This is a genomic window from Acinetobacter sp. TWP2-2-3 (assembly GCF_049896445.1).
Classification (GTDB): domain Bacteria; phylum Pseudomonadota; class Gammaproteobacteria; order Pseudomonadales; family Moraxellaceae; genus Acinetobacter.
This window is the reverse complement of sequence record NZ_JAFCUI010000001.1, coordinates 600,438-624,210: the sequence shown is the minus strand read 5'-3', so window position 1 is coordinate 624,210 and position 23,773 is coordinate 600,438. Positions and strand designations below refer to the sequence as shown.

The window sequence follows — 23,773 nt, the reverse complement described above, 5'->3', positions numbered from 1 at the left end:
TAAATCGTATATTTAGGTAGCAAACTCAATACTGATTCATTCAAAAGTTGCTGCTCTTGGTTCGCCAGGAGCAGGGATTCTTTAAATCATATTAATTTTTAAAATACACAATAAAATCAATATTTTCAGACTTTGCTGATCCGATTCCATCTATATTTTTACTATAAAAATTACTTTTTAAATTATTTAAAAACTTTTTCTAGCACATGCCGGTGAATAAATCGTAACTTGTCTTTTACTGCTTCGCTCAGCTTGAACGGGTAGGCATCTTCCAGGCCCATACAACGGTTTAAGGCATTCAGATTAAAGGTCAAGGTGACCCAATTTTCTAGAATGTGTTCAAAATCCTGTCCACCAATCGGGCATTCTTTAAAATCCATACTGGCCAGATAGCTGCCATTTCCTTCGACACGCATACCACCATAGTAGGCAGTTTCCAGTGTTTCCATCATATGCAGATAATGTGCCCAGGTTTCTGCCCAGTCTTCCCAGGGATGGGCGGTGGCATAAGCACTGATATACTTTTCCTGCCAGTTGATTGGTGCGCCTTCGTTATAATGGCGTTCAAGTGCCTTGCTGTAGTCTTGCCGCTCATCGCCAAAATACTGACGGAATTCATCTAGCAATTCCGGATGCATATGTTGCATGAGCGCAAAATAATAATGGCCGCTTTCATGGCGAAAATGACCTAATAAAGTCCGGTAGTTTTCACCCATATTTACACGTGTAGTTTCCCGATAAACTACATCGGCTTCAATTGCATTTAGGGTAATGACCCCATTGGCATGACCAATTAAAACAGGCTTATCTTCTTGGGGCAGGAGAAAATCAAAACGCAGACCAAATGGATCATCTTCAGACTTTTTAGGGCGTGGCATCATGTTCATGCGCTGGGCCAAATACAGGAATCGACGTTTGGCTTCTTCCAGTCGAAACCAGTAAATCAGGTTTTCGGAATTTTCCAAATCAGGAATGACATGGGTCAACTGACAGGATTCACAAAATTCCTCATCTTCATCGCTGGGAATCATCCAGTTGCATACCTGATAATTTACATAATTGTGACAGGGTTTATAACTGGCATGCTGGTAGTTTTTGGCGATTGGAACCCATCGCTCAGCACTCTGTTTTTCGAATGCGCATAGCTCTTTTTCCGAAGCGATATAACCGATCGGTGACAGACAGTGATCACAAACTGATTTGTAAAAAAACAGCTGTTGCTTGCAGACGGCACATTCAAAATGTTTCATTAAACTCCCTGTAGGGAAGCGAACGACCTAAAATGTTTATCGATGATGAACACGAAAAAAGGTTCAGAATGCCTACCTAAATTTCTTCCTGATAAAGAAACATCATAAAAATTTCATTGAAAATTCTATATGGATGAATTGTAAAAAAGGTGTGAATGAATATCCCATCAAAGATAGTTTAATGATTATTGATATTGCTTTAGTTTTTGATTTATAAGAAAATTACCATTATTTAATTATAAAAATTGGTTTAGTATGGCTTTTTCATTTCTTAGTAATTCATTTAGCAATGTTATCATTCAATTAAAAAAATATATTTCTGAAATTAAAGAAAGGACAGATATTGATGAGTGGGAAAAGGAGTTACTAAAAAATTTAGATCCTATAGATCTTTATGATAATGAAAGGCTAAATGAGTTTGAAGAACACTGTATAGAGATCAAAAAAAGAAATGATTTAAGTTTAAAGTTGGTATTTGATAATGAGTATGGGGAATTAGGGCATCATTTTGAATATTCGGATCGAATAAAGCTAGAGTATATAAATTTATTAATCTATGCATATTATAAAGAAGTAATGTTTAGGAAAGATTATAGATACTCTTTTCAAAAATCCTTTTTTGATTTTATTGAAAATAATGCAAATAAATTCAGTCCTGAAGTAAATTATATTTTTTCTTTTATAGATAAATTGCCATTTAAACTGTTAAGTAAAGTTTATTCTAATCCAAATTTTCAAAAAATAATTGAAACTTTAACACCTGATCATTTTTCAAAATATATTGAATATTTAGAGTCTAATCACAGAAATATAGAAAAAATTGATGCTTGGACTAGTACATTTGAATCTAAAAAAAGTAAAGTATCAGAATTAGAAAAGCGTCTTGAAAAAAATAAACAAACTTATGATTTCGTTTTGCTCAATAAAGGTTTTAAAGAGCTTTATGATCAGAAAAAAATAGAGTTAGATAATGCAAAAGGTACTTATAGCTTTGTTGCAGCAACAATGTTTTCTATACCTTTTGTGGAATTAGGTGCATTAATTGGAGCATTTTTCTATTTTGATGGAAAGCTACCTACTGGTATGTGGTTTATTTCTATTCCCTTCATTACTTTAATTTTAATTACGTTATATCTTTTAAAAATTTCTTTACAAGACAAAAGAGCAGTCCAATCTCAAATGATGCAGCTAGAACTTCGCATGGCACTGTGTCAGTTCATCCATAACTATGCTGAAGATTCAGAAAAACTGCATAAGAAAAATGCAGCAGGCTTTGAGAAATTTGAAAATATTATCTTTTCACCGCTAGTTTCATCTGATGACAAGATTCCAACCACCTTTGATGGAATGGAGCAACTTGCCAAATTAGTGAGTGAATTTAGAAAGTAATCCAAACTTTCCGCTATCGGCGAGTATCCTATTTTTAATTAGTCAGCGCTTTTACTAAGGCATAGAATTAATTTACTTTTGAGGTAATAGCGATCAGTAGATGGCATTCAGCTGGATTTTCTTCACTTTAATGGCTGCATTTATGCAGGCTTGGCGTAACGCCTTTCAAAAACAGCTTAGTACCACGGTGGATGTGTGGGGAGTCACCCTGGCACGCTTTATTTTTGGCTTGCCATTTGCTGTGCTGTACCTGAGCAGCCTGTATTATTTCAAGCCGGTTGAAAGTGTGGCTCACTTCACCCCAAAGTTTTGGATCTATGTAGTAATTGCGGGTTGCAGTCAGATTTTAGCTACGGCACTGATGGTGCAACTGTTCAAGCAAAAAAATTATGCCGTTGGAGTGGGGTTGGCGAAAAGCGAAGCCATTTTAGCCGCCATTATCGGCGTGACCTTTTTAGCGGATCATTTGTCATTCCTGGCGTGGATTGGTGTGGCACTAGGCGGATATGCGGTATTTTTATTGAGTAAAGACCAACAGGTCAGTGGGTTTTCAGCCAGAACACTGGCTATTGGCATCGGAAGCGGTTTAAGTTTTGCCATTACCTCACTACTGGTACGCGAAGCCAGTTTAGAATTAACCACTTTACCAACCTTGCATCGTGCGGCCTGGGTGTTGTTAATGGTGATCAGTTTTCAGTGCCTGAGTATGCTGCTTTATCTAAGCCTATTCAGCCGCCAGACTTTAGTGGCCATGTGGCAGCGTCTGGGCTTAACTTTTAAAGTGAGTGTGTGCAGTTTTATGGCATCACTAGGCTGGTTTACTGCCATGAGCATGATGAGTGTGCCGGTCGTGAAAACCTTAGGACAAATTGAGATTCTGTTTAGTATGCTGATTTCGGCATATTTCTTTAAAGAAAAACTGGCACGTACCGAGCATTGGGGTCTGGGCTTAGTAGTGATTGCAGCGATTTTAGTGATCTGGGCCTGATGTAGAACCAGTTTTTTAAATCTAAGCATAAAAAAGCCACTGATCAACAGTGGCTTTTTCTTTGCCTCTAGTATTTAAGCTGCAATAAATTTCTGAACTGCCTGATTAAAGGCTTCTGGTTGCTCCACATTGGAAATGTGCGAGGCATTGATTTCAAACAGCTGGCTTTGTGAAATTTCAGCTTGCATGGCTTGACCATCTGCAACTGTCGTCACCGGGTCTTGCTGACCGGCCACAATCAGTACCGGCACTGAAATCGTTTTGATCTGTTCACGTAAATCCGCCTTAGCCAAAGCTTCGCAACAACTTGCATAACCTTCCGGGCTGCCAGCTCCAAGGTCGTTTGAAAGTTCTGCAACTATCGCTGCGTTGCTCTGGATAAAGGGATCGGTAAACCAACGTGCTGCTGCTGTCGATGCAATCGGCGCCAGACCTTGTTCACGTACCAGTGCGGCACGTTCCAGCCAGGCCTGTTCCTGACCGATCTTGGCAGCAGTATTGCAGATAATCACGTGGCTAAAACGTTCGGGCTTGTTGATTGCTAACCATTGACCGGTTAAACCACCCATTGAAATACCACAGAATGCAGCTTTTTCAATTTTTAAATGATCAAGTAAGTTTACAACATCCTGACCTAACTGTTCCAAGCTATACGGACCTTGCGGTGCAGATGAAGCCCCATGACCACGAGTGTCATAACACACAACAAAATAATCTTGCTGGAAAAATTTAATTTGTGGTTGCCACATGCTGAATTTGGTGCCTAGTGAGTTAGAAAAAACCAGGGCAGGTTTACTGGCATCACCAAAGGTCTGGTAATTGATCTGGGCATCGTTGGATGTAAATGTTGGCATTGAAATCCCTCCCGACCTCCCTTTAAAAAAGGGAGGAGGTTTATCTTTTTAATAGGTTGTTAGACGCGTTCAATAATCAAAGCGATGCCTTGACCGACACCAATACACATTGAACAAAGACCGTATTTACCACCGGTTTGTTCAAGCTGGTTGAGTGCAGTGGTCACTAAGCGTGCGCCAGATGCACCCAGTGGATGACCTAAAGCAATTGCACCGCCATTTGGATTGACTTTCTCTGAACCGTCTTCAATACCTAAGTCACGTGTACAAGCCAAAGCTTGTGCTGCAAAGGCTTCATTCAACTCGATCACGTCCATCTGTTCAATAGTCAAACCTGTTTGTTCCAACAGTTTCTTAATGGCAGGTGCTGGACCAAAGCCCATGATACGTGGTTCAACACCAACGACGGTTGAACCAATAATTTTGGCACGTGGTTTCAAGCCGTGTTGAGCAACCGCTTCATCAGAAGCAATCAGTAGAGCAGCCGCACCATCGTTAATACCAGATGCATTACCCGCCGTTACCGTACCGTCTGCTTTTACCACAGGTTTCAGTTTTGCCAACGCTTCTGCAGTGGTAGACGCACGTGGATGTTCATCTTTATCCACGACCACCGGATTGCCTTTACGTTGTGGAATCACCACCGGAATGATTTCTTTATCAAAGAAACCTTTGGCTTGCGCTGCAGCTGTACGTTGTTGGCTGGTCAAGGCAAATTTGTCCTGATCGGCACGGTTGATCCCGAACTGTTCAGCGACATTTTCTGCCGTTTGCGGCATGGTTTCTACGCCGTACATTTCTTTTAGTTTCGGATTGATAAAACGCCAGCCCATGGTGGTGTCTTCAATCTTCTGGCTACGGCCATACGCCGTTTCTGACTTGCCCATGACAAATGGCGCGCGCGACATGCTTTCTACACCACCGGCAATAATCAGATGAGCTTCACCGGCTTTAATCGCACGTGCTGCCATCGCCACGGCATCCATTGATGAACCACATAGGCGATTTACGGTCGTCGCTGGTACCTGATAAGGCAAACCTGCAAGCAGAGAAGACATACGACCGACGTTACGGTTGTCTTCACCGGCCTGATTGGCACAGCCATAGATCACGTCATCGACCTGTTCCCAGTTCACACTTGGATTGCGTTCCATCAACGCTTTAATTGGCAGCGCACCTAAGTCATCAGCACGGACAGGCGCGAGGCCACCGGCATAACGACCGAATGGGGTACGGATGGCATCGATAATATATGCGTTTTTCATTGTGTATTTGCTCACATATTTAAAAGAAGAAAACTCCTCCCTTTTTAAAGGGAGGTTGGGAGGGATTTAATGAAGTAGTTTTATTCCTCAAATCCTCCCTAAATCCCTCCTTTAATCAAGGAGGGACTTCCCCTTAATTTGATTGAGTCGCATCAATCAGTTTGGCACCGGTCATTGACTGCAATTCTTCAAATGACAGACCTTCAACTTTCTCAATCACTTTCATACCTTCAGGTGTCACATCAATCACACACAGGTCGGTGTAAATACGATCCACACATTTCAGGCCAGTCGCAGGATAAGACAGTTCAGCCACAATTTTTGGCTCGCCTTTTTTGGTCACGTGATCGGTCGTAATAAAGACTTTCTTCGCGCCAACAGCCAGATCCATGGCACCGCCCACCGCTGGAATTGCATCTGGTGCGCCAGTATGCCAGTTGGCCAGATCGCCATTTTCAGCAACCTGGAAAGCACCCAATACTGCGATATCTAAGTGACCGCCACGCATCATGGCAAATGAATCACCATGATGGAAGAATGAACCGCCTTCAAGTAGGGTGACGAATTCTTTACCGGCATTGATCAGCTCAGGATCGCGGTCTTCTTCAGCAGGAGGAGGACCGAAAGCCAACAGGCCATTTTCAGAATGCAGGAATACGTCTTTATCGCTTGGCAGGTAGCTTGAAATCTTGGTCGGTAAACCAATACCGAGGTTTACATAGGCACCATCAGGAATGTCTTGTGCCACACGTTCAGCGATCTGGTCACGGGTCAGTTTGCTATAGCTCATTATTTATCTCCGATGCCAATTATTGTGCAGGTTTAACTTGAACAACGTGTTGAACAAAAATTCCCGGGGTGATGATGTGTTCCGGATCCAGTGCACCCAGTTCAACCACTTCAGAAACTTGAGCAATCGTCACATCAGCCGCCATCGCCATGATCGGGCCAAAGTTACGCGCAGATTTACGGTAGACCAGATTGCCCCAACGATCGCCTTTAGAAGCTTTAATTAAAGCAAAGTCAGCTTTAATCGGATTTTCCAGGACAAAATCTTTGCCTTCATAGTTCAAGGTTGGTTTGCCTTCAGCCAGTAAGGTACCAAAACCGGTTGGGGTATAGATTGGACCTAAGCCCATACCTGCTGCCTGAATACGGCAAGCCAGATTACCTTGCGGCACCAGTTCCAGTTCAATTTTTCCAGCACGGTAAAGCTCGTCAAATACCCAGGAATCTGACTGACGTGGGAAAGAACAAATAATCTTGCGAACAGCACCAGCTTTAAGCAGTTTCGCCAGACCATAATCGCCATTACCGGCATTGTTGTTGACAATAATCAGGTCTTTAATACCCAATTCGATCAGACCATCAATCAGTTCAGCAGGCTGACCCGCTGTACCGAAACCACCGATCATGATGGTAGAACCGTCCTTGATCTGGGAGAGTGCTTCTTTCAATGATAATGAACTTTTATCTATCATAATCTGGTCCTTACATATCCTAAACTGATGGATGTCTTTAAACTCGTTTTGAATCTGATGCTGTAACCGGAACTGCGTTACGGTTTTTCTGTGACAGCAGAAAATGTGCTACCAGGCCAATGCAAATTCCCCAAAAGACTGAACTCAGTCCCAAGAAATGCATGCCGGAAGCAGTCGCTAAAAAGGTGATAAGCGCTGCATCACGTTGTGACTCTTTGCCCATGGCCACGGAAATGTTGGTGGCAATCGCACCGAGCAATGCCAGTCCTGCCAAAGCCGCAATTAATTCTTTGGGCATTAGGCTAAACAGCATGACAATGCTGCCGGCAAATAAGCCGCCTAAAATATAAAAAAGCCCATTCGCCACGCCGGCGATATAACGCTTTTCTTTCAGCTCGTGCGCGTCTTTGCCTAAACACAAAGCAGCTGTGATTGAGGCCAAGACAATCGTGATACCCCCCACACAGGCCACTGCAAGCGAGGCAATACTGGTTGCACTGATAATCGGCTTGGCTGGCATGTCATAACCACTGAGTTTGATAATCGCCATTCCCGGTAAAAACTGGCCCGATAGGCTGACCAGAATGAGCGGGAGGGCCAGATTCAGGGTTGAACTCCAGGTCCATTCCGGTGCAATAAATTGCGGAATCGCCAGACTGAAATCTGCCGTGACCGGGTTAATCTTGCCCAGCAGCATGCTTAAAACCACACCGGCAATCAGCACCCAGACCATGGCATAGCGTGGACTAAAACGCTTGGCCAGCAAAAATACCGCCAGCATGCCAAAGACGATATAGGGCATGGTATCGGTCGCGGTGAACAGCCCTAAACCAAACTGCAGTAAAATCCCTGCCATCATCCCGGCAGCCACTTCCTGAGGAATCCAGGACAGTAACTTGTCGAAATAACCGGTGATCCCAATGAAAAAAATCACCACAGCAGAGGTGATATAGGCAGCAACCGCTTCATTGAGTGAAATATCGGGAAACAGCGTAACTAATAAAGCCGTTCCGGGTGCAGACCAGGCGGTGACGACAGGTATTTTGTATTTAATTGATAAAAAGATACCTGCGAGTGCGGCACCAATAGAAATTCCCCAAATCCATGAAATCATCATGTCCGGGGAAACCTGGGCTTGCTGTGCCGCCTGGAAAAAAATGATCAGTGGCCCTGAATAGGAAATCAGCACTGCTAAGAATCCTGCAACAGTTGCTGAAATTGACCAATCATTTTTTAATGTCTGAAACAGGGTATTCATTGGTGATGTGCCTCCTTGCGTCGAACCATGAGCCTGTTAAAAATCGTGATGATCAGGACTAGCCCTGATCACCACCACCGACCGGTACCACTGTACCTGTCATATAAGATGATTCATCCGAAGCCAAGAATACAATTGCATTCACTTGCTCCTGAATCGTACCGTAGCGTCCCATGAAAGTACGGTCAATGGTCTGATCAACCACTTGCTGCATCCATTCTTTTTCAGATTCAGTCAGTGGATTGGCATTGCGCGGTACTTTACGTGGTGGTGCTTCAGTACCACCTGTCGCGATTGCATTGACACGGATTCCGTCTTTGGCATGTTCAAAGGCAAGGGAAGCGGTCAGGCCGTTCACACCACCTTTAGATGCTGAATATGGCACACGGTTAATCCCGCGTGTCGCAATAGAAGATACGTTTACAATGGTACCTTTCTGATTTTTAATCATTTCCGGAAGTACTGCACGGCAGCACCACAAGGTCGGGAACAATGAACGGTTCACTTCCTTGATAATTTCCTCTTCAGAAAATTCCTCGAAAGGTTTCATCCAGATCGCACCACCGACGTTATTGATTAACGCATCGACACGGCCATAGGTTTCTAGCGCTTTTTCAACGACTGATTGAGCACCAGCAAACGTTTCCAGATTGGCTTTGACCGTAATCGCATCACCGCCAGTCGCTTCAATTTCAGCCAGAACTTCTTCCACATAAGGGGAAAGGTCAGCCATAACGACTTGAGCACCTTCGCTCGCCACTTGCAGCGCGACACCGCGACCGATGCCTTGAGCGGCACCAGTCACAATTACAACTTTATTTTCAAATCTTTGACGATTAGACATTGAACAAATTCCCTCTATTAATTGGCAGAGAATTTTTCAAACAGGAAGCTTGCAGGTTTTACGCCTTCAGCATCCAGCCAGCCGCGAACTGCTTCAACCATTGGTACAGGGCCACACAGGTAAACATCTACATCACCGCCATTTAGCCATTCGTTCTCAATATGACCGGTCACATAGCCTTTACGCTCATGGGCAGATTCTGGGTTAGCAACTACTGTACGGTATTCGAACCACGGGAATTTGTCTTGCAGTTCGTTCAGTTTTTCAATCGCTACCAAGTCGAAATCATTAGTCACACCAAATACTAAACGCACTGGATGTTCTGAACCTTTTTCTTCCAGCACTTGCAGCATTGACATGAATGGTGCAATACCTGTACCACCCGCCAGCATCAAGACAGGACGGGTCACAGGGCGCAGGTAGAAGCTACCAAATGGACCGGTGAAAGTCATTTTGTCACCAGCTTGGGCATTTTTACTTAAGAATTCACTCATTTTGCCGTTCGGTACATTACGTACTACGAAACCAGTTAAACGGTCACTCGGTTTTGAGCTAAATGAATAAGAACGGGTTTCAGTCGTGCCCGGAATTCCTACATTCACATATTGACCAGCAAGGAAGTGAATGTCCGGTTGACCTTCGTCTAACTGGATATCAAAAGTAATGGTCGAGTCAGACAGGTTTTCGACACGCGCCAAAGTACCCTGGAATGCATGAATTTCGGTTTTACACACTTCTGAGGAAGCCTGAATCTGGAACACCGCATCTGAAGTCGGTTTACACTGACAAGCCAGAATAAAGCCTTCAGCGGCTTCTTCAGGCGTTAAAGCATCTTCAATATAAGTTTCTTCAGGCATGTCATAAGAACCTGATTCACAAAACGCACGACACGTTCCACAAGCACCATCACGGCAGTCCAAAGGAATATTGATCTTTTGACGGTAGGCTGCATCCGACAGTGTTTCGCCATCTGAAACAGAAATAAAACGTGTAACGCCATCTTCAAATTGAAGTGCAACATTGTGGTTTGACATGGCTGAATATCCTATATAAATCTTTGTAACTGAGCCTTTCAGCCAATTTTCCATCTGACCGAAAGGCATAACCTAGCTGTATAAACAGTCTTAGAGGTGATAAATGTCGATAACCTGGTTGATGTAATCGTTTTTCAGTACCACGTATTTGCTTAAAATTTGCGGTTTATCGCCTGAGAAATCGATTTCATAACGAGACATACCGAAATAGCTGTAACTTGTTTTGTAACGGAAGCTCAAAGTATTCCAGTTAAAACGTACAGTCACTTTGTCGCCATCACGTTCAACAATTTCAATATTGCTGATGTTATGGCAGGTACGTGTATCCGGCATGGTTGCAGATGAACGTTCAGTCTTGATCCGGAACACGCGGTCTTCTAAACCTTGACGGTCTGGATAGTAAATCAGGGAGATTTCAGACTGCGGATCTGTGGTCAGCTTGTCATCATCATCCCAGGCTGGCATCCAGAAAGACGCAGTAGGGGCATAACAAGTTAACCAATCATCCCATTGTTCATCATCTAAAAAGCGGGCTTCTTGATACAGGAACTGCGCAATATTTTCTAAAGTGATGTCGCTCATGCGTTTTCTCCTTCAGTAGATGCTGCAATTTCTTTTTCAGTCGCAATGCCTTTTTTGATCAATTCTAACCAGTACTGGTGCTGAGCCAGGTATAGACCTGCATCTTCAGTTTTAATACCAGACAGTTTTGGTTTTAAACCGATTTCATTGGCAGCATCGTCCGGGCCTTGGATCCAGTGTTTAGAACCACGGCACATGTCGTTCCATTCCAGCGCGATACCGGCATAACCTGCCTGACATGCACGGAATTCTTCAAGATCGTCTGGGGTTGCCATACCTGATGCGTTAAAGAAGTCTTCATACTGACGGATACGACGTGTACGTGCTTCCGGCTCTTCACCTATAGGTGCGATACAGTAGATCGTCACTTCAGTTTTATCGACAGAAATCGGGCGCAGGACACGGATTTGTGAACCGAACTGATCCATGAAGTAAACGTTTGGATAGATACACAGGTTACGTGAACGTTCGATCATCCACTTCGCCATGGCTTCGCCATATTGCGCAGTGTATTCATCTTTCTTGGCAAAGTTAGGACGGTCTTCCGGGTTAGCCCATTGCGTCCAAAGCAGCATATGACCGTGTTCAAAGCCGTAAGAACCACCGCCTTGTTTGCCCCATGCGCCTGCGCTCATGGCACGGATGTTGTCACCCGCCTGTTTTTCTTTACGTTGCTGAGTGGTTGCAGCATAGTTCCAATGTACAGCAGACACGTGATAACCATCAGCACCGTTTTCAGCAGTCAACTTCCAGTTACCTTCATAGGTATAAGTCGAAGAACCACGTAAAACTTCCAGACCTTGTTCAGACTGATCCACGATCATGTCAATGATTTTGGTCGCTTCACCCAGGTATTCTTCCAGAGCAGGGACATCCGGATTCAAGCTGCCGAACAGGAAACCTTTATAGCTTTCAAAACGCGCAACCTTTTTCAGGTCATGTGAACCGTCTTTGTTAAAGCAGTCTGAATAACCCGCTTCAGCCGGATCTTTAACTTTTAATAACTTGCCGGAGTTATTGAACGTCCAGCCATGGAATGGGCAAGTATAAGTTGCTTTATTGCCTTTCTTGTTACGACACAATTGAGCACCGCGATGCGAACAGGCATTGATCATGGCATTCAGTTCACCTTGACGGTTACGTGCAATGATGATCGGCTGACGACCCATATAGGTAGTATAGAAGTCGTTATTGTTTGGAATCTGGCTTTCATGTGCCAGATAAACCCAATTGCCTTCAAAGATGTATTTCATCTCAAGGTCAAACAGGGCCTGGTCTGTAAATACTGAACGGTGTAGTTTAAATTCACCAGATTCATAATCATCAACCAGTAATTCGTCAATGCGGTCTAAATGGCTGGTGTTAATTACGGGAATACGAGGCATGTCCTTTCTCCGACTTTCCAAGGGGGAAGTCAGCGGGATATATCTCACGGCATATCCCGCTTCTTAATGTATTAAGCGCTAGCGCGGCGACGATCAACTTCAGTAGAAGGTGCGTCTTGTTTCTCTTTCACAAGTTCAATATCAAATTGAATGTGTTTGAAAGGACCTTTCAGACCACGTTTTGCAATTTCAGCTTCATCAGTCACGTCAACCGCAGTTGCCACCAAGCCTTCACGAGTCGCGAATGCAAAGTCATCCCACAGGTATTGGTCGCCTTCAATATTGAATTGAGTAGTCAGCTTGCGGTAACCCGGTGCAGATACGAAGTAATGTACGTGCGATGGACGGTTACCGTGACGGCCTAATTTGTCCAGTACAAACTGAGTTGTACCTTCTGGAGGGCAGCCATAACCTACTGGCATTGTAGTCAATGCAGTATATTGACCATCTGCAGCGGTAATGATGCTGCGACGCAAGTTAAAGTCAGACTGTGACTTGTCAAAGAATGAGTAGTTGCCCAGGCTGTTTGCATGCCAGATTTCAACTTTAGCACCTTCAACACGGTTGCCGTCAGTATCCGTCACTGTACCTTCAATGATTAAAGTCGGGATTTTGCCTTCTTCAGAACCATCATCCATACGTGCAAAGCTTACTGTTTCAGGTGCACCAGCGACATAAAGTGGGCCTTCAATCGTACGTGGCGTACCGCCAGTAATACCTGCTTTAGCATCCGCTTCATCAGCACGTAAGTCTAGGTAGTGTTCCAGACCCAAACCTGCAGCCAATAAACCTAATTCGTTCGCTTGACCGGCATCAGTAAAGTATTCCAGACCTTTCCACAGTTCTGACTGAGAAATATCAAGATCTTCGATAGCCTGGAAAAGGTCACCCAATAAACGCACAACAACTTGTTGTACACGTTCATCTACAGGACCTGTCGCTGTATCAACGTTCATTTGCTTAACTAATGCATCAATTTCTTGGCGATTCATACTATTGCTCCTAAAGTATGTCTTTCATCTTTTAGTGGCGCACTTTTTTAGCTTTCATTGGCTGGCTAAATCTGGCTGGCCACAATCCTTGTTGAGGTACCCTCTGTTTTCGATTTGGAAGGGGAATCCGGTGACTCCCAATCCGCTCATTTAATCAACTGTCGTCATCTCGAACTGAAGATGGGTGACGGTTTAATGCCATTACTTCAATGTTCATATAAGGATAGAGAGGCAAGCCTTGTAACAGGTTGTGCAACTCTTCATTGCTTTCAACATCAAAAATACTGATGTTTGAGTACTGGCCCGTGATGCGCCAGATATGACGCCATTTGCCTTGACGCTGCAATTCCTGTGAATAAGCCTTTTCAACAGCCTTAATTTCGTTTGCCTGTTCAACTGGCAGATCACGTGGAATGTTTACATCCATACGTACGTGGAAAAGCATGGGTTTCTCCTAATTACTGACGACGCAAGTTGTCAATCTTGTTTTCATCCAACTCAATCCCCAGACCTGGTCCTTTCGGAATCTCAAGTTCAAAGTTTTGATAGTTGAGTGGGGTTTTCAAAATATCTTCAGTCAGCAGTAGAGGACCAAACAGCTCGGTACCAAATGCCAGACTTTCAAAAGTAGAGAACACATGTGCCGAAGCAATCGTGCCCACTGGGCCTTCAAGCATGGTGCCGCCATACAGGTCAATACCTGCAAGTTTGGCAATCTTGCCTACTTCGCAACCTTCAATCAGGCCACCCGACTGGGCAACTTTGACTGCAAATACAGAAGAACCGTTTTGTTTGGCAATCTCATACGCTGAGTGCGGGCCCATTAACGATTCGTCTGCCATGATGGCAACATCAAAACGTCGGGTCAGACGGCGCATAGCGTCCAGGTTATCAATTGCACATGGCTGTTCGATCAGATCAACACCGCCATCTTGCAATAACTGGATGCCTTTAATCGCTTCCAGTTCTGACCAGGCACGGTTCACATCGACACGGATCGAAACGTCTTTGCCTAAGGCTTTCTTAATTGCCAGCACATGTTCAACATCTTCTTCTACCGGACGAGAACCGATTTTCAGTTTGAAAATGTTGTGGCGTTTTGCCGCAACCATTTTCTCTGCTTCAGCAATATCTTTTTCGGTATTGCCAGAAGCCAATACCCAAAGAACTGGAATACTGTCACGTAAGCGGCCACCGAGGACTTCACTTAATGGCAAACCTAAACGTTGTGCCTGAATGTCTAAAAGTGCAGTCTGAATCGCACATTTGGCAAAACGGTTACCATTAATATTCTTTTTAATTGCTTGTAATGTCTGTGCAACATTTAAACCGGATAATGTTTTTAAAAGAGGCGCAAAATAAGTTTCAATATTTACTTTTACGCTTTCCGGGCTTTCATCACCATAACCTAAGCCACCGATAGTTGTTGCTTCACCCCAACCGATGTAACCATCTTCAGTGGTGATTTTGACCAATACCAGGGTCTGGGTTTGCATCGTCGCCACTGCCATCTTGTGAGGGCGAATGGTTGGAATTTCTACCAGCAAGGTTTCAACTGACTTATACATAATACGGGTTCACATTCTTGCTTTAATGCTTTGACTTGATATACCTTAAAAGAATAATGTTGATTGGTCTAAGATCGATTTAGCATCTTTTTATACTTTAAAGGTATTTAGAGCCATGGAACTCAGACATTTGCGTTACTTCGTTGCCGTCGTCGAAGAACAAAGTTTTACCAAAGCGGCAGAAAAACTGTTTATTGCTCAGCCACCTTTAAGCAGACAGATACAAAATCTGGAACAGGAACTGGATATTCAGCTCTTTGAAAGAGGGAGTAGACCGCTTAAGACCACAGAAGCAGGTCAATTCTTCTATCAGCATGCGGTTAAACTTTTGTCTAATGCGGAAGAAATCAAATCGATGACCAAGCGGATTGGTATCGCGGATCGCACCATTAGCATTGGTTTTGTCGGCTCTTTATTGTTCGGCTTGCTGTCGCGTATTGTGTTTCTATTTAAGCAGCAACATCCCCAGCTCAAAATTGAGATGGTTGAAATGAATACCTATGAGCAGATTCAGGCGCTGAAAGAGGGAAGAATTGATGTCGGTTTCGGCCGTTTAAGAATCTCGGATCCTGCGATAAAACGGGTGTTATTGCGTGAAGAACGCCTAGTGGTGGCAGCTCATTCAAGTCATGTACTGGCTCATCGTGAAAATATACATTTATCTGAACTGGTCGATCAGCATCTGTTCTTATATCCGAATACTGGAAAGGCAAATTTCTCTACCCAGGTTCGTGGCATATTTTCTGAGTATGGTCTTGAACCGAAAAATATCCGGATTGTCCGTGAGTTACAGCTGGCACTGGGCTTTGTCGCTGCCGGAGAAGGCGTCTGCATCGTACCGGAAAGCGCACAAAACATTAAATTAGCCCATCTCAACTTTGTACCTCTAGCAGATGCTTTTGCAGTGAGTCCTGTGTTTATGGCGATGCGCAATATGGATGAAAGCGAATACATTCGTTACCTGTTTGATGCTGTGTATCAAGTTTATGATCTTGAAGCGCTAAAATACGATCGATCGGTATTTTAATCGCTAAAAATCGTGTGAATGATATAGCACCAAAAATCGATGAGGACGCGATAAAAACAAGCTGTTTTTAAAAACATCATGATTGAATAATATATTTATTAATTAATTGAATAGTTTAATTTGACCCAGACCTTATAGGTATAAAGCCATGCCTATTCAGTTTTAGACATTTTTTCCTATTTTCTGCATTGTGAGCAGCATAAGTTGAACTTCACAATTAGGAGGTGGAGATGTCTACAAATAAAGTGAATATAAATACGCTGATTGATGAAGCGAAATTCACACCCTTTCATTGGGGTGTTTTGATCTGGTGTTTGCTGATCATTATCTTTGACGGTTATGACCTGGTCATCTATGGGGTGGCGTTGCCGTTACTGATGCAGGAATGGTCGCTAAGTGCGGTACAAGCGGGCATGCTGGCCAGTACTGCCTTATTCGGAATGATGTTTGGTGCCATGAGTTTCGGTACTTTATCCGATAAACTCGGCCGTAAAAAAACCATCATGATCTGTGTGGCTATTTTTAGTGGGTTTACCTTTATCGGTGCCTTTGCCACATCACCAGTCGAATTCGGAATTTTACGTTTCCTGGCTGGCCTTGGAATTGGCGGTGTCATGCCTAACGTCGTGGCATTGATGACCGAATATGCGCCTAAACGTATCCGCAGTACGCTGGTTGCCCTGATGTTTAGTGGTTATGCCATTGGCGGGATGACTTCTGCGCTACTCGGTGCATGGTTGGTGCCACAATTTGGTTGGAAAATCATGTTCCTGCTTGCAGGCGTTCCATTGCTCATCTTGCCGATTCTATGGAAATATCTGCCAGAATCCCTGATGTACCTGACCAACAAACAACAGACGGCCAAAGCACACGATATTATTCAAAAAATCTCTCCGACACAGGTCATCACCAGTGACACCCAGTTTGTACTGAATGAAATACAAAAAGGGGATGAGGCACCATTAAAAGCACTCTTTCAACAAGGCCGTAGCTTCAGTACCTTTATGTTCTGGCTGGCATTCTTTATGTGCCTGTTGATGGTCTACGCCTTGGGTAGCTGGTTGCCAAAACTGATGATTCAGGCAGGTTACTCGCTGGGTGCAAGTATGATCTTCCTGTTCGCCCTGAATATTGGTGGAATGGTGGGTGCCATTGGTGGTGGATATCTCGCAGATAAATTCCATATCAAAAAAGTGCTGACTATCATGTTCTTATGTGGTGCCATTGCGTTGATTCTGCTTGGTTTTAACAGTCCACAATTCGTTCTGTATACCTTGATTGCTGTAGCAGGCGCTGCAACGATTGGCTCACAAATTCTGCTCTATACCTTCGTGGCGCAGTATTATCCATCGACAGTACGTTCTACCGGTATGGGCTGGGCATCAGGTATTGGACGTATTGGTGCAATTGTTGGGCCGGTACTCACTGGTGCTTTATTAACCATGAATTTACCGCATCAAATGAACTTCTTTGCAATTGCGATTCCTGGCGTAATCGCTGCGCTGGCAATTTTCCTGGTGAACTTAAAAACTTCCGTAGATGGCCAAGCCCTTGCAATACCTGATGTGAAGCCGAATCCAGTGGCAAAAGAAGCGACACATTAAGTTAGATTTCAATCAATAAAGATAATATTCCCAATGATATAGATCGCCATCGTAACGGGTGGTGATCTGTTGCTAGAATCAAAACGCATAATAAAAAGCGAGTTTAGGATGAACACGACACAATTATTTAATCAAACAACAATCACATTCAAGCGCACAGTTCTGATGAGCATGATGGCAATGAGTTTAGGGGGCATCAGCTTATCGACTCAAGCACAAACCTCAGCTCAGTCGAATCAGCAGGAAATTGAACAACTGCGCCAAGAAGTTCAGGCTCTACGCGCACTGGTTGAGCAACAGCAAAGACAAACGGCTGTGGTCACTGCACATGTTGCAGCAACACCTGCTCCAGCAAGCAAACCTGTCATGAAAATTGCCAGTGGTGCCGAATTTAATCTTTATGGAAATATTCGTGCCGATGCCTCTTATCAGGCTGAAGGTGGTTCAGCAGCACGTATGTATAACCAGATTAATGCTGTACCTTTAGAAGGTGTCGGTGAGCGTAGTGATGAATTTAAATCTACTCTGGCTGCAACCCGTTTAGGCATGGATTTTAAAGCACCAGTCGGTGCTGGAGATAAAGCTTTAAGCGGTAAAGTTGAAGTGGATTTTCTGGGCGGCGCAAGCTTTGATAACTTGCGTATCCGTCATGCTTATATCAGCTATGCCAACTGGTTGATCGGTCAAACCTGGTCGAACTTTGCAGTGCCAGATTATATTCCGGAAACTGTAGATGCATTGGTTTATGCTGGCGGTTCAATTAAACGGACGCCACAAGTTCGTTATACCAGCACCATCAGTCCTGAAACCAATCTGGTATTTGCAGTAGAAGATCCTAAAGATGCAACCATTACTGGTATTAAACAACGTCTACCTGCTTTAACGGCACGTTTAAATCATAAATTTGCTGATAATCTTACAGTCAGTGCCCGTGCGATGGGGAATGAAAAGCGTGTCAATGAAGATGAAAAAACCGCATGGGGTGTAGGGCTTGGTGCCAAGTATGATGTTGTGCCGGGTACAACGCTCAAAGCTGACTATTACCATGTCAAAGGCGATAGCAGCTTTGTATCTTATGCAAATACGGGTGTGATTACCGCTGCAAATGGCGATTTATTACAAAGTGAATTTGATTCAATTTCAGTCGGCTTAACTCAGCAGTTTAATGATAAATTGCGCGGCACATTGGGTTATGGCTATATGAATTTTGATGAAGATCAAGCTTATATCAATGCAGTCACTGACAAGACCAAAGCCAATAAAGACTTATGGCAAGCGTGGGCCAACGTGTTCTATAGCCCAACCAAGCCTTTAAGTTTCGGTCTGGAATATGTTTATGGTGAACGTGAGGCATTAGGTGCAGCCACGAATGGCAGCACTAAGGGTGAAGACAACCGTATTAATGCGGTTGCTATTTACAACTTCTAAGACTTCTTTCAATGAGAGAGAGTCTGAGCTGTAACAGAAGCGTGGATGAATTAATCCGCGCTTTTGCTCTTTTGAAGAATGGTTTCTGTCAGCAGATTGACTGCATCTTCAACCTTGGCTGTCCATTCAAACGAACAATTCAGGCGAATATAATGTTGGCTGGCAGGCTCAGGCTTAAACAGCAGTGCAGGGGCAATTGAAATATGCTGTTGAAGTAATTGTTCATAGAGCTGTTGGGCATCGACTTCTTTAGGCAACTCAATCCAGAGAAAATAACCACTGGAATAATAGTAAATTTCACAGAGGGTGCCTAAACGTGCTTTAAGTTCCTGATAAAATTTCTTTTTATATTTTCCCAGATGCTGCCTTAAATGCCGCAAATGTTTTTCATAATAATGATGTGAAATAAATTCGACCAGCGCATTTTGAAGTAAGGGACTGACCGTTAAAGTACTCATGAGCTGTAAGTGCTGAATGGCATCGGAAAATGGGCCGGCATACACCCAGCCGACGCGTGCACCCATCCCCAGAGTTTTGGAAAAAGAAGAACAGTGCAGCACCATCTGATGCTGATCAAAATATTTAACGGGTAGCGGTTTGGATGAACCATAATTTAATTCCTGATAAACATCATCTTCGATTAAATACACCTGATATTCATACAAGAGTTCCGCAATTCTCTGTTTGATTTCAGAACTGACGGTAAAACCAATCGGATTATGGACATTCAGCATCAGCCAGCACACCTTGATCGGATACTGTTTTAAAGCCTGTTCAAATGATTCGAGATCGAAGCCAAACTGTGGATGTTCCGGAATCGTAATCACCTGTAATCCCAAACGCTCGGCTGCCTGCCAAGCGCCATAAAATATGGTTTTCTGCAACAGAATAAAATCACCGGGTTGAGTTAAGGCCTGTAAAGACAGATTCAGTGCTTCTAGTGCACCAGATGTAATGACAATGTCATCTTGATTGCAGGTAACTCCTTGTAATTGATAACGGTTAGCAATCAGTTGCCGCAAGTTCTGATTGCCGGGCGGCATATGATTCTGGTTGTTATAACTGCTTTTTCTTTTGGCCTGCTGCGCCAGAATCTGCATAAATTTGGCGTTATATAACAGCTCTGCATTGGGAAAGGCAGAACCAAAAGGCACAATTTCGGCTGACTGAGTCGATTTTAAATAATTAAATACCACCGAGTTGATTTGAATTTTAGGATTTAAACCAATCTGTACGAACTGTTTGCTATTGAGCAGTGCTTGAGTGTGTTCTGCAACGTAATAGCCCGATTTGTCTTTGGCATAGACTAGACCTTGTGCTTCAAGTTCCTGATAAGCATTGAGTACCGTCATCAGGCTATAACCAGATAATTGGGTCTGTTCGCGAAGTGAAGGCAATTTTTCATGTGCCTTCCATACGCCATTTTCAATCATCTGACGGATATTCTGTGCCAGTTTTTCAGACTTATACATACACTTTCTTGAACTATAACTGTTCTAATTATTTTGATTTATAGCATATTTTAAGATGCTTAATATAACAAAAGGGAGGACTAGGCTTATTGTCATTCTATTTTTAAGCTTGAGTCTTGATACACGACAATTAAAGTGAAAATCAGGTCTCAAATTTTCTGTGTAAATTTTATCTCTACATAAATTGTATTCCCATTTTTATACGCCTCAGTCACTTGGCTTAATTTGTCACAATTCGATACTTACAAAGTTAGATTTCCTTGCTAAATTCGATCCACATGATGATAAAAAGTAAGTTACGGTTTCAGATCGAGCCATCATGCAACTATAACAACGATACGCAAATACGGACCAATAACAAGCACAAAGGAGTGGAGAATGCTCGGAAATATGATGTTTCAGCCTTTACTGATCAGCAGCATGATTGAACATGCAGGACGCTATCATGCCGATACCGAGGTAATTTCCAAAAATACCGATACCACTATTACAGTGACCAATTGGGGAGAAATTCATCAAAACTCGAAACGTTTTGCCAATGCATTACAACAACTCGGCTTGGCGCAGGGAGATCGGGTCGCGACTATTGCCTGGAATAATCATCGCCATTTAGAGTCCTGGTATGCCATTTCTGGCAGCGGCCTGGTCTGTCATACGATTAACCCGCGCTTATTTCCGGAACAGCTCATTTTTATTATCAATGATGCTGCGGATCGCGTGGTGCTGTTTGATAAAACATTTGTCCCTTTAATTAAAGCCGTGAAAGCGCTGTTGACCTCGGTCGAGCATTTTATCTGTCTGGATGCGGCTGATCCGGCAGTTAGAGAAGCGATTCCAGAAGTTCAGTTTTACGATGATCTGATTGCCGGCCAAAATGCAGATTTTGAGTGGCCAATAATTGATGAAAACTCAGCAAGCTCTCTGTGTTATACCTCGGGAACCACGGGCAATCCCAAAGGTGTGCTGTTTAGCCATCGCTCTACGGTATTACATAGCTATGCCATCATTTTACCTGACTCCTTAAATGTCTCGGCTGCCGATATTATGTTGCCTGTGGTGCCTATGTTCCATGTAAATGCGTGGGGCACACCGTATGCTGCTGCGATGGTCGGATGCACCTTGGTTCTTCCTGGACCGGGTCTGGATGGCGCCAGTCTGGTCAACCTGATTGATACTTATCAGGTTTCGGTAGCACTTGGCGTACCGACCATCTGGCAAGGTTTGATTGCCGCCGCAAACCAGTCAGGCTCCAAACTGGAAAGCCTAAAACGAAATGTAGTGGGTGGATCGGCATGCCCACCGGCGATGCTAAGAGCTTTCAAAGAACAGTTTAATTGTGAAACGATCCATGCCTGGGGCATGACGGAAATCAGCCCACTGGGTACAGCGAATCAACTCAAGACCAAACATTTGCATCTGTCTGATGAAGAAAAATTACAGATTCGTCTATCCCAAGGTCGTCCACCATTCGGGGTTGACCTACGTTTGACTGATGCAGAAAAAGGGATGCATGAAATTGAACGTGATGGACAGACCACAGGAAATTTACAGGTCAAAGGGCATTGGGTCATCAGCCATTATTTCGGCAAGGAAGAGTCTGCACTGACTGATGATGGCTGGTTTGATACCGGCGATATTGCTACGCTGGATCAGGATGGCTTTATGAAACTCAGTGATCGTTCTAAAGATCTAATCAAGTCTGGCGGAGAATGGATTTCATCGGTGGAGCTGGAAAATATTGCCATGGGACATCCGGAAATTGCGATGGCTGCCGTGATTGCCGCCCAGCATCCTAAATGGGATGAGCGCCCGGTATTGATTGCCATTAAAAAGCCGGACAGCCAGCTAAGTGAAACTGATCTGCTGGATTATTATGCGGACAAGGTAGCCAAATGGCAGATTCCAGACCGAGTCGTATTTGTTGATGCGATTCCACTCAGTGGTACTGGTAAAATGCTGAAAAAAGATCTGCGTGAATTATATGGGACTATTCTTTTGGAGCAGGCAGCAGGTTAAAGCGTCATTTAATCTAAAAATCCCAACATGAAGTCAAAAAACTGATCTCGAATAGAGGTCAGTTTTTTTATGTATAGGCTAAGCAGCGTTGTCAGTTTAAAAATGCTTTTTCTCAATCCATATCGCCTTGATTGCTACTTTTAGACGATATTGTCCGACAAAAATTCATATTATATGGCTTAGGCACATAATTTGACCTGTATTGACATGGTCTCAATATGAGAATTCTTTATCCTGAGCAATATAATAATTAGACAGTTGTACATTAATGAAACTGTCTGCGGATAAGGGGATAAAAATGACAAGCATGCCAACCTATCAGCCGCATTGGATCCGAGAAGATTTCATTGATTTTATTGGTGAAAAAATCCATCCAACTTGGGCAATCAAAAAAGTTAAGGCTGCCGTTATGGGCATTCAAGCCATCAGCCCTGACTTTTTCAAGATTCACTTACGTCCAAATCATAATTTTAAAGCCAAGTCATTTCAGGCCGGCCAGAATATTGCAGTGACTGTCGGACTGGATGGCGTACGTCATCAGCGACATTATTCTGTGGTGACGGTATTGAAAAATGGTGATCTGATCATTGCGGTTAAACAGCAGGGCAAAGTGTCACGTGCCTTAAGCCTGATGCAAATTGGTGCCGTGATCGAAATATCACAGCCGCAAGGCGAGTTCACATTGCAAAAATCCACGCAGCCGATTTTATTCCTGGCTTCAGGCAGTGGGATTACGGCCATTTATTCCTTGCTGCAAAAAGCAGTGATCCAGTCTCTGGAACAGATCGACCTGATTTATTTCACTCGAGATGATGCCTTTCATGCTGAACTGAAAACCTTGGCTCTCATGCATCCAAACTTGAAATATCACCATTTCAATACCGTGGAACACCAGCAGCATCTGACGCAGAGCTTATTGCAAAAGCTGGTGCCAGACTTTGCAGAACGAAAAATTTACGCCTGTGGCTCAGCCGGGATGATGAAGGCTGCACTGAAAATCGTCGATAAACTAGAATTGAAATCCAATTTTCATTCGGAATATTTCCAGATTGTGGTCGATGAAAAAATTAAAGCACAGCCGGTACAGTTTTTAAGATCGCAGCAAGAGTTTCAGGCGCAGTCCAACTTACTGGAAAGTGCCGAAAAGTCGGGCTTGCGACCAGCGCATGGCTGCCGGATGGGCATCTGCAACACCTGTTCCTGTACCAAGGTCAGTGGTTCGGTACGGAATGTCCTGACCGGTGAAATTGATCATGGCAATAATACCCAGATCAAACTGTGCATTTCTCAGGCAGTGAGTCCTGTGGTGATTAATTTATAAACCATTGATAAGCCA

At 43.6% G+C, this 23,773-nt stretch carries 21 protein-coding genes; 7 read left to right on the top strand and 14 right to left on the bottom strand.

From position 1 onward, the window contains the following. Positions 1 to 182: 182 nt before the first annotated feature. On the bottom strand, positions 183 to 1,250 hold the full coding sequence (locus ACP7AK_RS03025) for a zinc-binding metallopeptidase family protein (protein ID WP_004731123.1): 1,068 nt from the start codon (positions 1,248 to 1,250) through the stop codon (positions 183 to 185). Between the two features lie 255 nt (positions 1,251 to 1,505). On the opposite strand from ACP7AK_RS03025, the gene ACP7AK_RS03020 reads away from it, so the two are divergent. Together ACP7AK_RS03020 and ACP7AK_RS03015 are read left to right on the top strand one after the other, a co-directional pair. Further along, a complete protein-coding gene (locus ACP7AK_RS03020) occupies positions 1,506 to 2,639 on the top strand; it encodes a hypothetical protein (RefSeq protein ID WP_425878506.1) in 1,134 nt (377 codons plus the stop codon). A gap of 100 nt (positions 2,640 to 2,739) precedes the next feature. Further along, positions 2,740 to 3,627 carry an EamA family transporter gene (locus tag ACP7AK_RS03015; protein WP_396470289.1) on the top strand — a complete coding sequence of 296 codons (888 nt, stop codon included), beginning with the start codon at positions 2,740 to 2,742 and terminating at the stop codon, positions 3,625 to 3,627. A gap of 74 nt (positions 3,628 to 3,701) precedes the next feature. On the opposite strand, the gene pcaD is transcribed toward ACP7AK_RS03015, so the two are convergent. The 12 genes from pcaD to ACP7AK_RS02955 form a co-directional block, all read right to left on the bottom strand. Continuing rightward, on the bottom strand, positions 3,702 to 4,481 hold the full coding sequence (gene pcaD, locus ACP7AK_RS03010) for a 3-oxoadipate enol-lactonase (RefSeq protein ID WP_278357015.1): 780 nt from the start codon (positions 4,479 to 4,481) through the stop codon (positions 3,702 to 3,704). A gap of 59 nt (positions 4,482 to 4,540) precedes the next feature. After that, a complete protein-coding gene (pcaF, locus tag ACP7AK_RS03005) occupies positions 4,541 to 5,746 on the bottom strand; it encodes a 3-oxoadipyl-CoA thiolase (protein ID WP_425878503.1) in 1,206 nt (401 codons plus the stop codon). Between the two features lie 133 nt (positions 5,747 to 5,879). Then, a complete protein-coding gene (locus tag ACP7AK_RS03000) occupies positions 5,880 to 6,536 on the bottom strand; it encodes a 3-oxoacid CoA-transferase subunit B (RefSeq protein ID WP_005246228.1) in 657 nt (218 codons plus the stop codon). Between the two features lie 19 nt (positions 6,537 to 6,555). Beyond that, positions 6,556 to 7,227, bottom strand: a complete 672-nt coding sequence (locus ACP7AK_RS02995; protein WP_004647044.1) for a 3-oxoacid CoA-transferase subunit A — start codon at positions 7,225 to 7,227, stop codon at positions 6,556 to 6,558. Between the two features lie 37 nt (positions 7,228 to 7,264). Beyond that, positions 7,265 to 8,485 (bottom strand): benzoate/H(+) symporter BenE, encoded by a 1,221-nt coding sequence (gene benE, locus ACP7AK_RS02990; protein WP_004731109.1) that lies wholly within the window; start codon positions 8,483 to 8,485, stop codon positions 7,265 to 7,267. Positions 8,486 to 8,543: 58 nt separating this feature from the next. Then, positions 8,544 to 9,329 (bottom strand): benzoate diol dehydrogenase BenD, encoded by a 786-nt coding sequence (gene benD, locus ACP7AK_RS02985; RefSeq protein ID WP_005106868.1) that lies wholly within the window; start codon positions 9,327 to 9,329, stop codon positions 8,544 to 8,546. A 17-nt stretch (positions 9,330 to 9,346) separates the two neighbouring features. Next, on the bottom strand, positions 9,347 to 10,363 hold the full coding sequence (gene benC, locus ACP7AK_RS02980; RefSeq protein WP_425878500.1) for a benzoate 1,2-dioxygenase electron transfer component BenC: 1,017 nt from the start codon (positions 10,361 to 10,363) through the stop codon (positions 9,347 to 9,349). Between the two features lie 90 nt (positions 10,364 to 10,453). Beyond that, positions 10,454 to 10,945: a benzoate 1,2-dioxygenase small subunit gene (gene benB, locus ACP7AK_RS02975; protein ID WP_004647040.1), complete on the bottom strand. Its 492-nt coding sequence runs from the start codon at positions 10,943 to 10,945 to the stop codon at positions 10,454 to 10,456. Continuing rightward, on the bottom strand, positions 10,942 to 12,330 hold the full coding sequence (benA, locus tag ACP7AK_RS02970) for a benzoate 1,2-dioxygenase large subunit (RefSeq protein WP_425878498.1): 1,389 nt from the start codon (positions 12,328 to 12,330) through the stop codon (positions 10,942 to 10,944). Before benA ends, benB begins: the two co-directional genes overlap by 4 nt. 71 nt (positions 12,331 to 12,401) lie before the next feature. Beyond that, a complete protein-coding gene (gene catA / locus ACP7AK_RS02965; RefSeq protein WP_086044786.1) occupies positions 12,402 to 13,322 on the bottom strand; it encodes a catechol 1,2-dioxygenase in 921 nt (306 codons plus the stop codon). A 154-nt stretch (positions 13,323 to 13,476) separates the two neighbouring features. After that, positions 13,477 to 13,767 carry a muconolactone Delta-isomerase gene (catC, locus tag ACP7AK_RS02960; protein WP_004647036.1) on the bottom strand — a complete coding sequence of 97 codons (291 nt, stop codon included), beginning with the start codon at positions 13,765 to 13,767 and terminating at the stop codon, positions 13,477 to 13,479. A gap of 13 nt (positions 13,768 to 13,780) precedes the next feature. Continuing rightward, positions 13,781 to 14,890: a muconate/chloromuconate family cycloisomerase gene (locus tag ACP7AK_RS02955; protein WP_004647035.1), complete on the bottom strand. Its 1,110-nt coding sequence runs from the start codon at positions 14,888 to 14,890 to the stop codon at positions 13,781 to 13,783. Positions 14,891 to 15,005: 115 nt separating this feature from the next. On the opposite strand from ACP7AK_RS02955, the gene ACP7AK_RS02950 reads away from it, so the two are divergent. The 3 genes from ACP7AK_RS02950 (at position 15,006) to ACP7AK_RS02940 (ending at position 18,949) form a co-directional block, all read left to right on the top strand. Next, a complete protein-coding gene (locus tag ACP7AK_RS02950; protein ID WP_005246251.1) occupies positions 15,006 to 15,917 on the top strand; it encodes a LysR family transcriptional regulator in 912 nt (303 codons plus the stop codon). Between the two features lie 230 nt (positions 15,918 to 16,147). Further along, the gene (locus ACP7AK_RS02945) at positions 16,148 to 17,521 is read left to right on the top strand and encodes an MFS transporter (protein WP_425878494.1); all 1,374 of its coding nucleotides are present in this window, start codon (positions 16,148 to 16,150) and stop codon (positions 17,519 to 17,521) included. Positions 17,522 to 17,629: 108 nt separating this feature from the next. After that, positions 17,630 to 18,949, top strand: a complete 1,320-nt coding sequence (locus ACP7AK_RS02940) for a DcaP family trimeric outer membrane transporter (RefSeq protein ID WP_425878492.1) — start codon at positions 17,630 to 17,632, stop codon at positions 18,947 to 18,949. 50 nt (positions 18,950 to 18,999) lie between these two features. Here ACP7AK_RS02940 and ACP7AK_RS02935 read toward each other — a convergent pair whose 3' ends face one another. Continuing rightward, complete coding sequence (locus ACP7AK_RS02935) at positions 19,000 to 20,421, bottom strand: PLP-dependent aminotransferase family protein (RefSeq protein ID WP_425878491.1); 1,422 nt, start codon at positions 20,419 to 20,421, stop codon at positions 19,000 to 19,002. A 378-nt stretch (positions 20,422 to 20,799) separates the two neighbouring features. Between ACP7AK_RS02935 and ACP7AK_RS02930 the strand changes: the two genes are divergently transcribed. Together ACP7AK_RS02930 and ACP7AK_RS02925 are read left to right on the top strand one after the other, a co-directional pair. Continuing rightward, positions 20,800 to 22,437: a long-chain-fatty-acid--CoA ligase gene (locus ACP7AK_RS02930; protein ID WP_425878489.1), complete on the top strand. Its 1,638-nt coding sequence runs from the start codon at positions 20,800 to 20,802 to the stop codon at positions 22,435 to 22,437. Positions 22,438 to 22,735: 298 nt separating this feature from the next. Continuing rightward, on the top strand, positions 22,736 to 23,758 hold the full coding sequence (locus ACP7AK_RS02925; protein ID WP_425878487.1) for a flavin reductase family protein: 1,023 nt from the start codon (positions 22,736 to 22,738) through the stop codon (positions 23,756 to 23,758). Positions 23,759 to 23,773 lie beyond the last annotated feature (15 nt).

Bases quoted from the DNA above. Each gene is read 5' to 3' on its own strand.
- benB (WP_004647040.1), bottom strand. From the start codon at position 10,945: ATGAGCGACATCACTTTAGAAAATATTGCGCAGTTCCTGTATCAAGAA.
- pcaD (WP_278357015.1), bottom strand. From the start codon at position 4,481: ATGCCAACATTTACATCCAACGATGCCCAGATCAATTACCAGACCTTT.
- ACP7AK_RS03020 (WP_425878506.1), top strand. From the start codon at position 1,506: ATGGCTTTTTCATTTCTTAGTAATTCATTTAGCAATGTTATCATTCAA.
- ACP7AK_RS02940 (WP_425878492.1), top strand. From the start codon at position 17,630: ATGAACACGACACAATTATTTAATCAAACAACAATCACATTCAAGCGC.
- ACP7AK_RS02955 (WP_004647035.1), bottom strand. From the start codon at position 14,890: ATGTATAAGTCAGTTGAAACCTTGCTGGTAGAAATTCCAACCATTCGC.
- ACP7AK_RS03025 (WP_004731123.1), bottom strand. From the start codon at position 1,250: ATGAAACATTTTGAATGTGCCGTCTGCAAGCAACAGCTGTTTTTTTAC.
- benC (WP_425878500.1), bottom strand. From the start codon at position 10,363: ATGTCAAACCACAATGTTGCACTTCAATTTGAAGATGGCGTTACACGT.
- ACP7AK_RS02935 (WP_425878491.1), bottom strand. From the start codon at position 20,421: ATGTATAAGTCTGAAAAACTGGCACAGAATATCCGTCAGATGATTGAA.
- pcaF (WP_425878503.1), bottom strand. From the start codon at position 5,746: ATGAAAAACGCATATATTATCGATGCCATCCGTACCCCATTCGGTCGT.
- benA (WP_425878498.1), bottom strand. From the start codon at position 12,330: ATGCCTCGTATTCCCGTAATTAACACCAGCCATTTAGACCGCATTGAC.
- ACP7AK_RS03000 (WP_005246228.1), bottom strand. From the start codon at position 6,536: ATGAGCTATAGCAAACTGACCCGTGACCAGATCGCTGAACGTGTGGCA.
- catC (WP_004647036.1), bottom strand. From the start codon at position 13,767: ATGCTTTTCCACGTACGTATGGATGTAAACATTCCACGTGATCTGCCA.
- benE (WP_004731109.1), bottom strand. From the start codon at position 8,485: ATGAATACCCTGTTTCAGACATTAAAAAATGATTGGTCAATTTCAGCA.
- ACP7AK_RS02930 (WP_425878489.1), top strand. From the start codon at position 20,800: ATGCTCGGAAATATGATGTTTCAGCCTTTACTGATCAGCAGCATGATT.
- catA (WP_086044786.1), bottom strand. From the start codon at position 13,322: ATGAATCGCCAAGAAATTGATGCATTAGTTAAGCAAATGAACGTTGAT.
- ACP7AK_RS03015 (WP_396470289.1), top strand. From the start codon at position 2,740: ATGGCATTCAGCTGGATTTTCTTCACTTTAATGGCTGCATTTATGCAG.
- ACP7AK_RS02945 (WP_425878494.1), top strand. From the start codon at position 16,148: ATGTCTACAAATAAAGTGAATATAAATACGCTGATTGATGAAGCGAAA.
- ACP7AK_RS02995 (WP_004647044.1), bottom strand. From the start codon at position 7,227: ATGATAGATAAAAGTTCATTATCATTGAAAGAAGCACTCTCCCAGATC.
- ACP7AK_RS02925 (WP_425878487.1), top strand. From the start codon at position 22,736: ATGACAAGCATGCCAACCTATCAGCCGCATTGGATCCGAGAAGATTTC.
- benD (WP_005106868.1), bottom strand. From the start codon at position 9,329: ATGTCTAATCGTCAAAGATTTGAAAATAAAGTTGTAATTGTGACTGGT.
- ACP7AK_RS02950 (WP_005246251.1), top strand. From the start codon at position 15,006: ATGGAACTCAGACATTTGCGTTACTTCGTTGCCGTCGTCGAAGAACAA.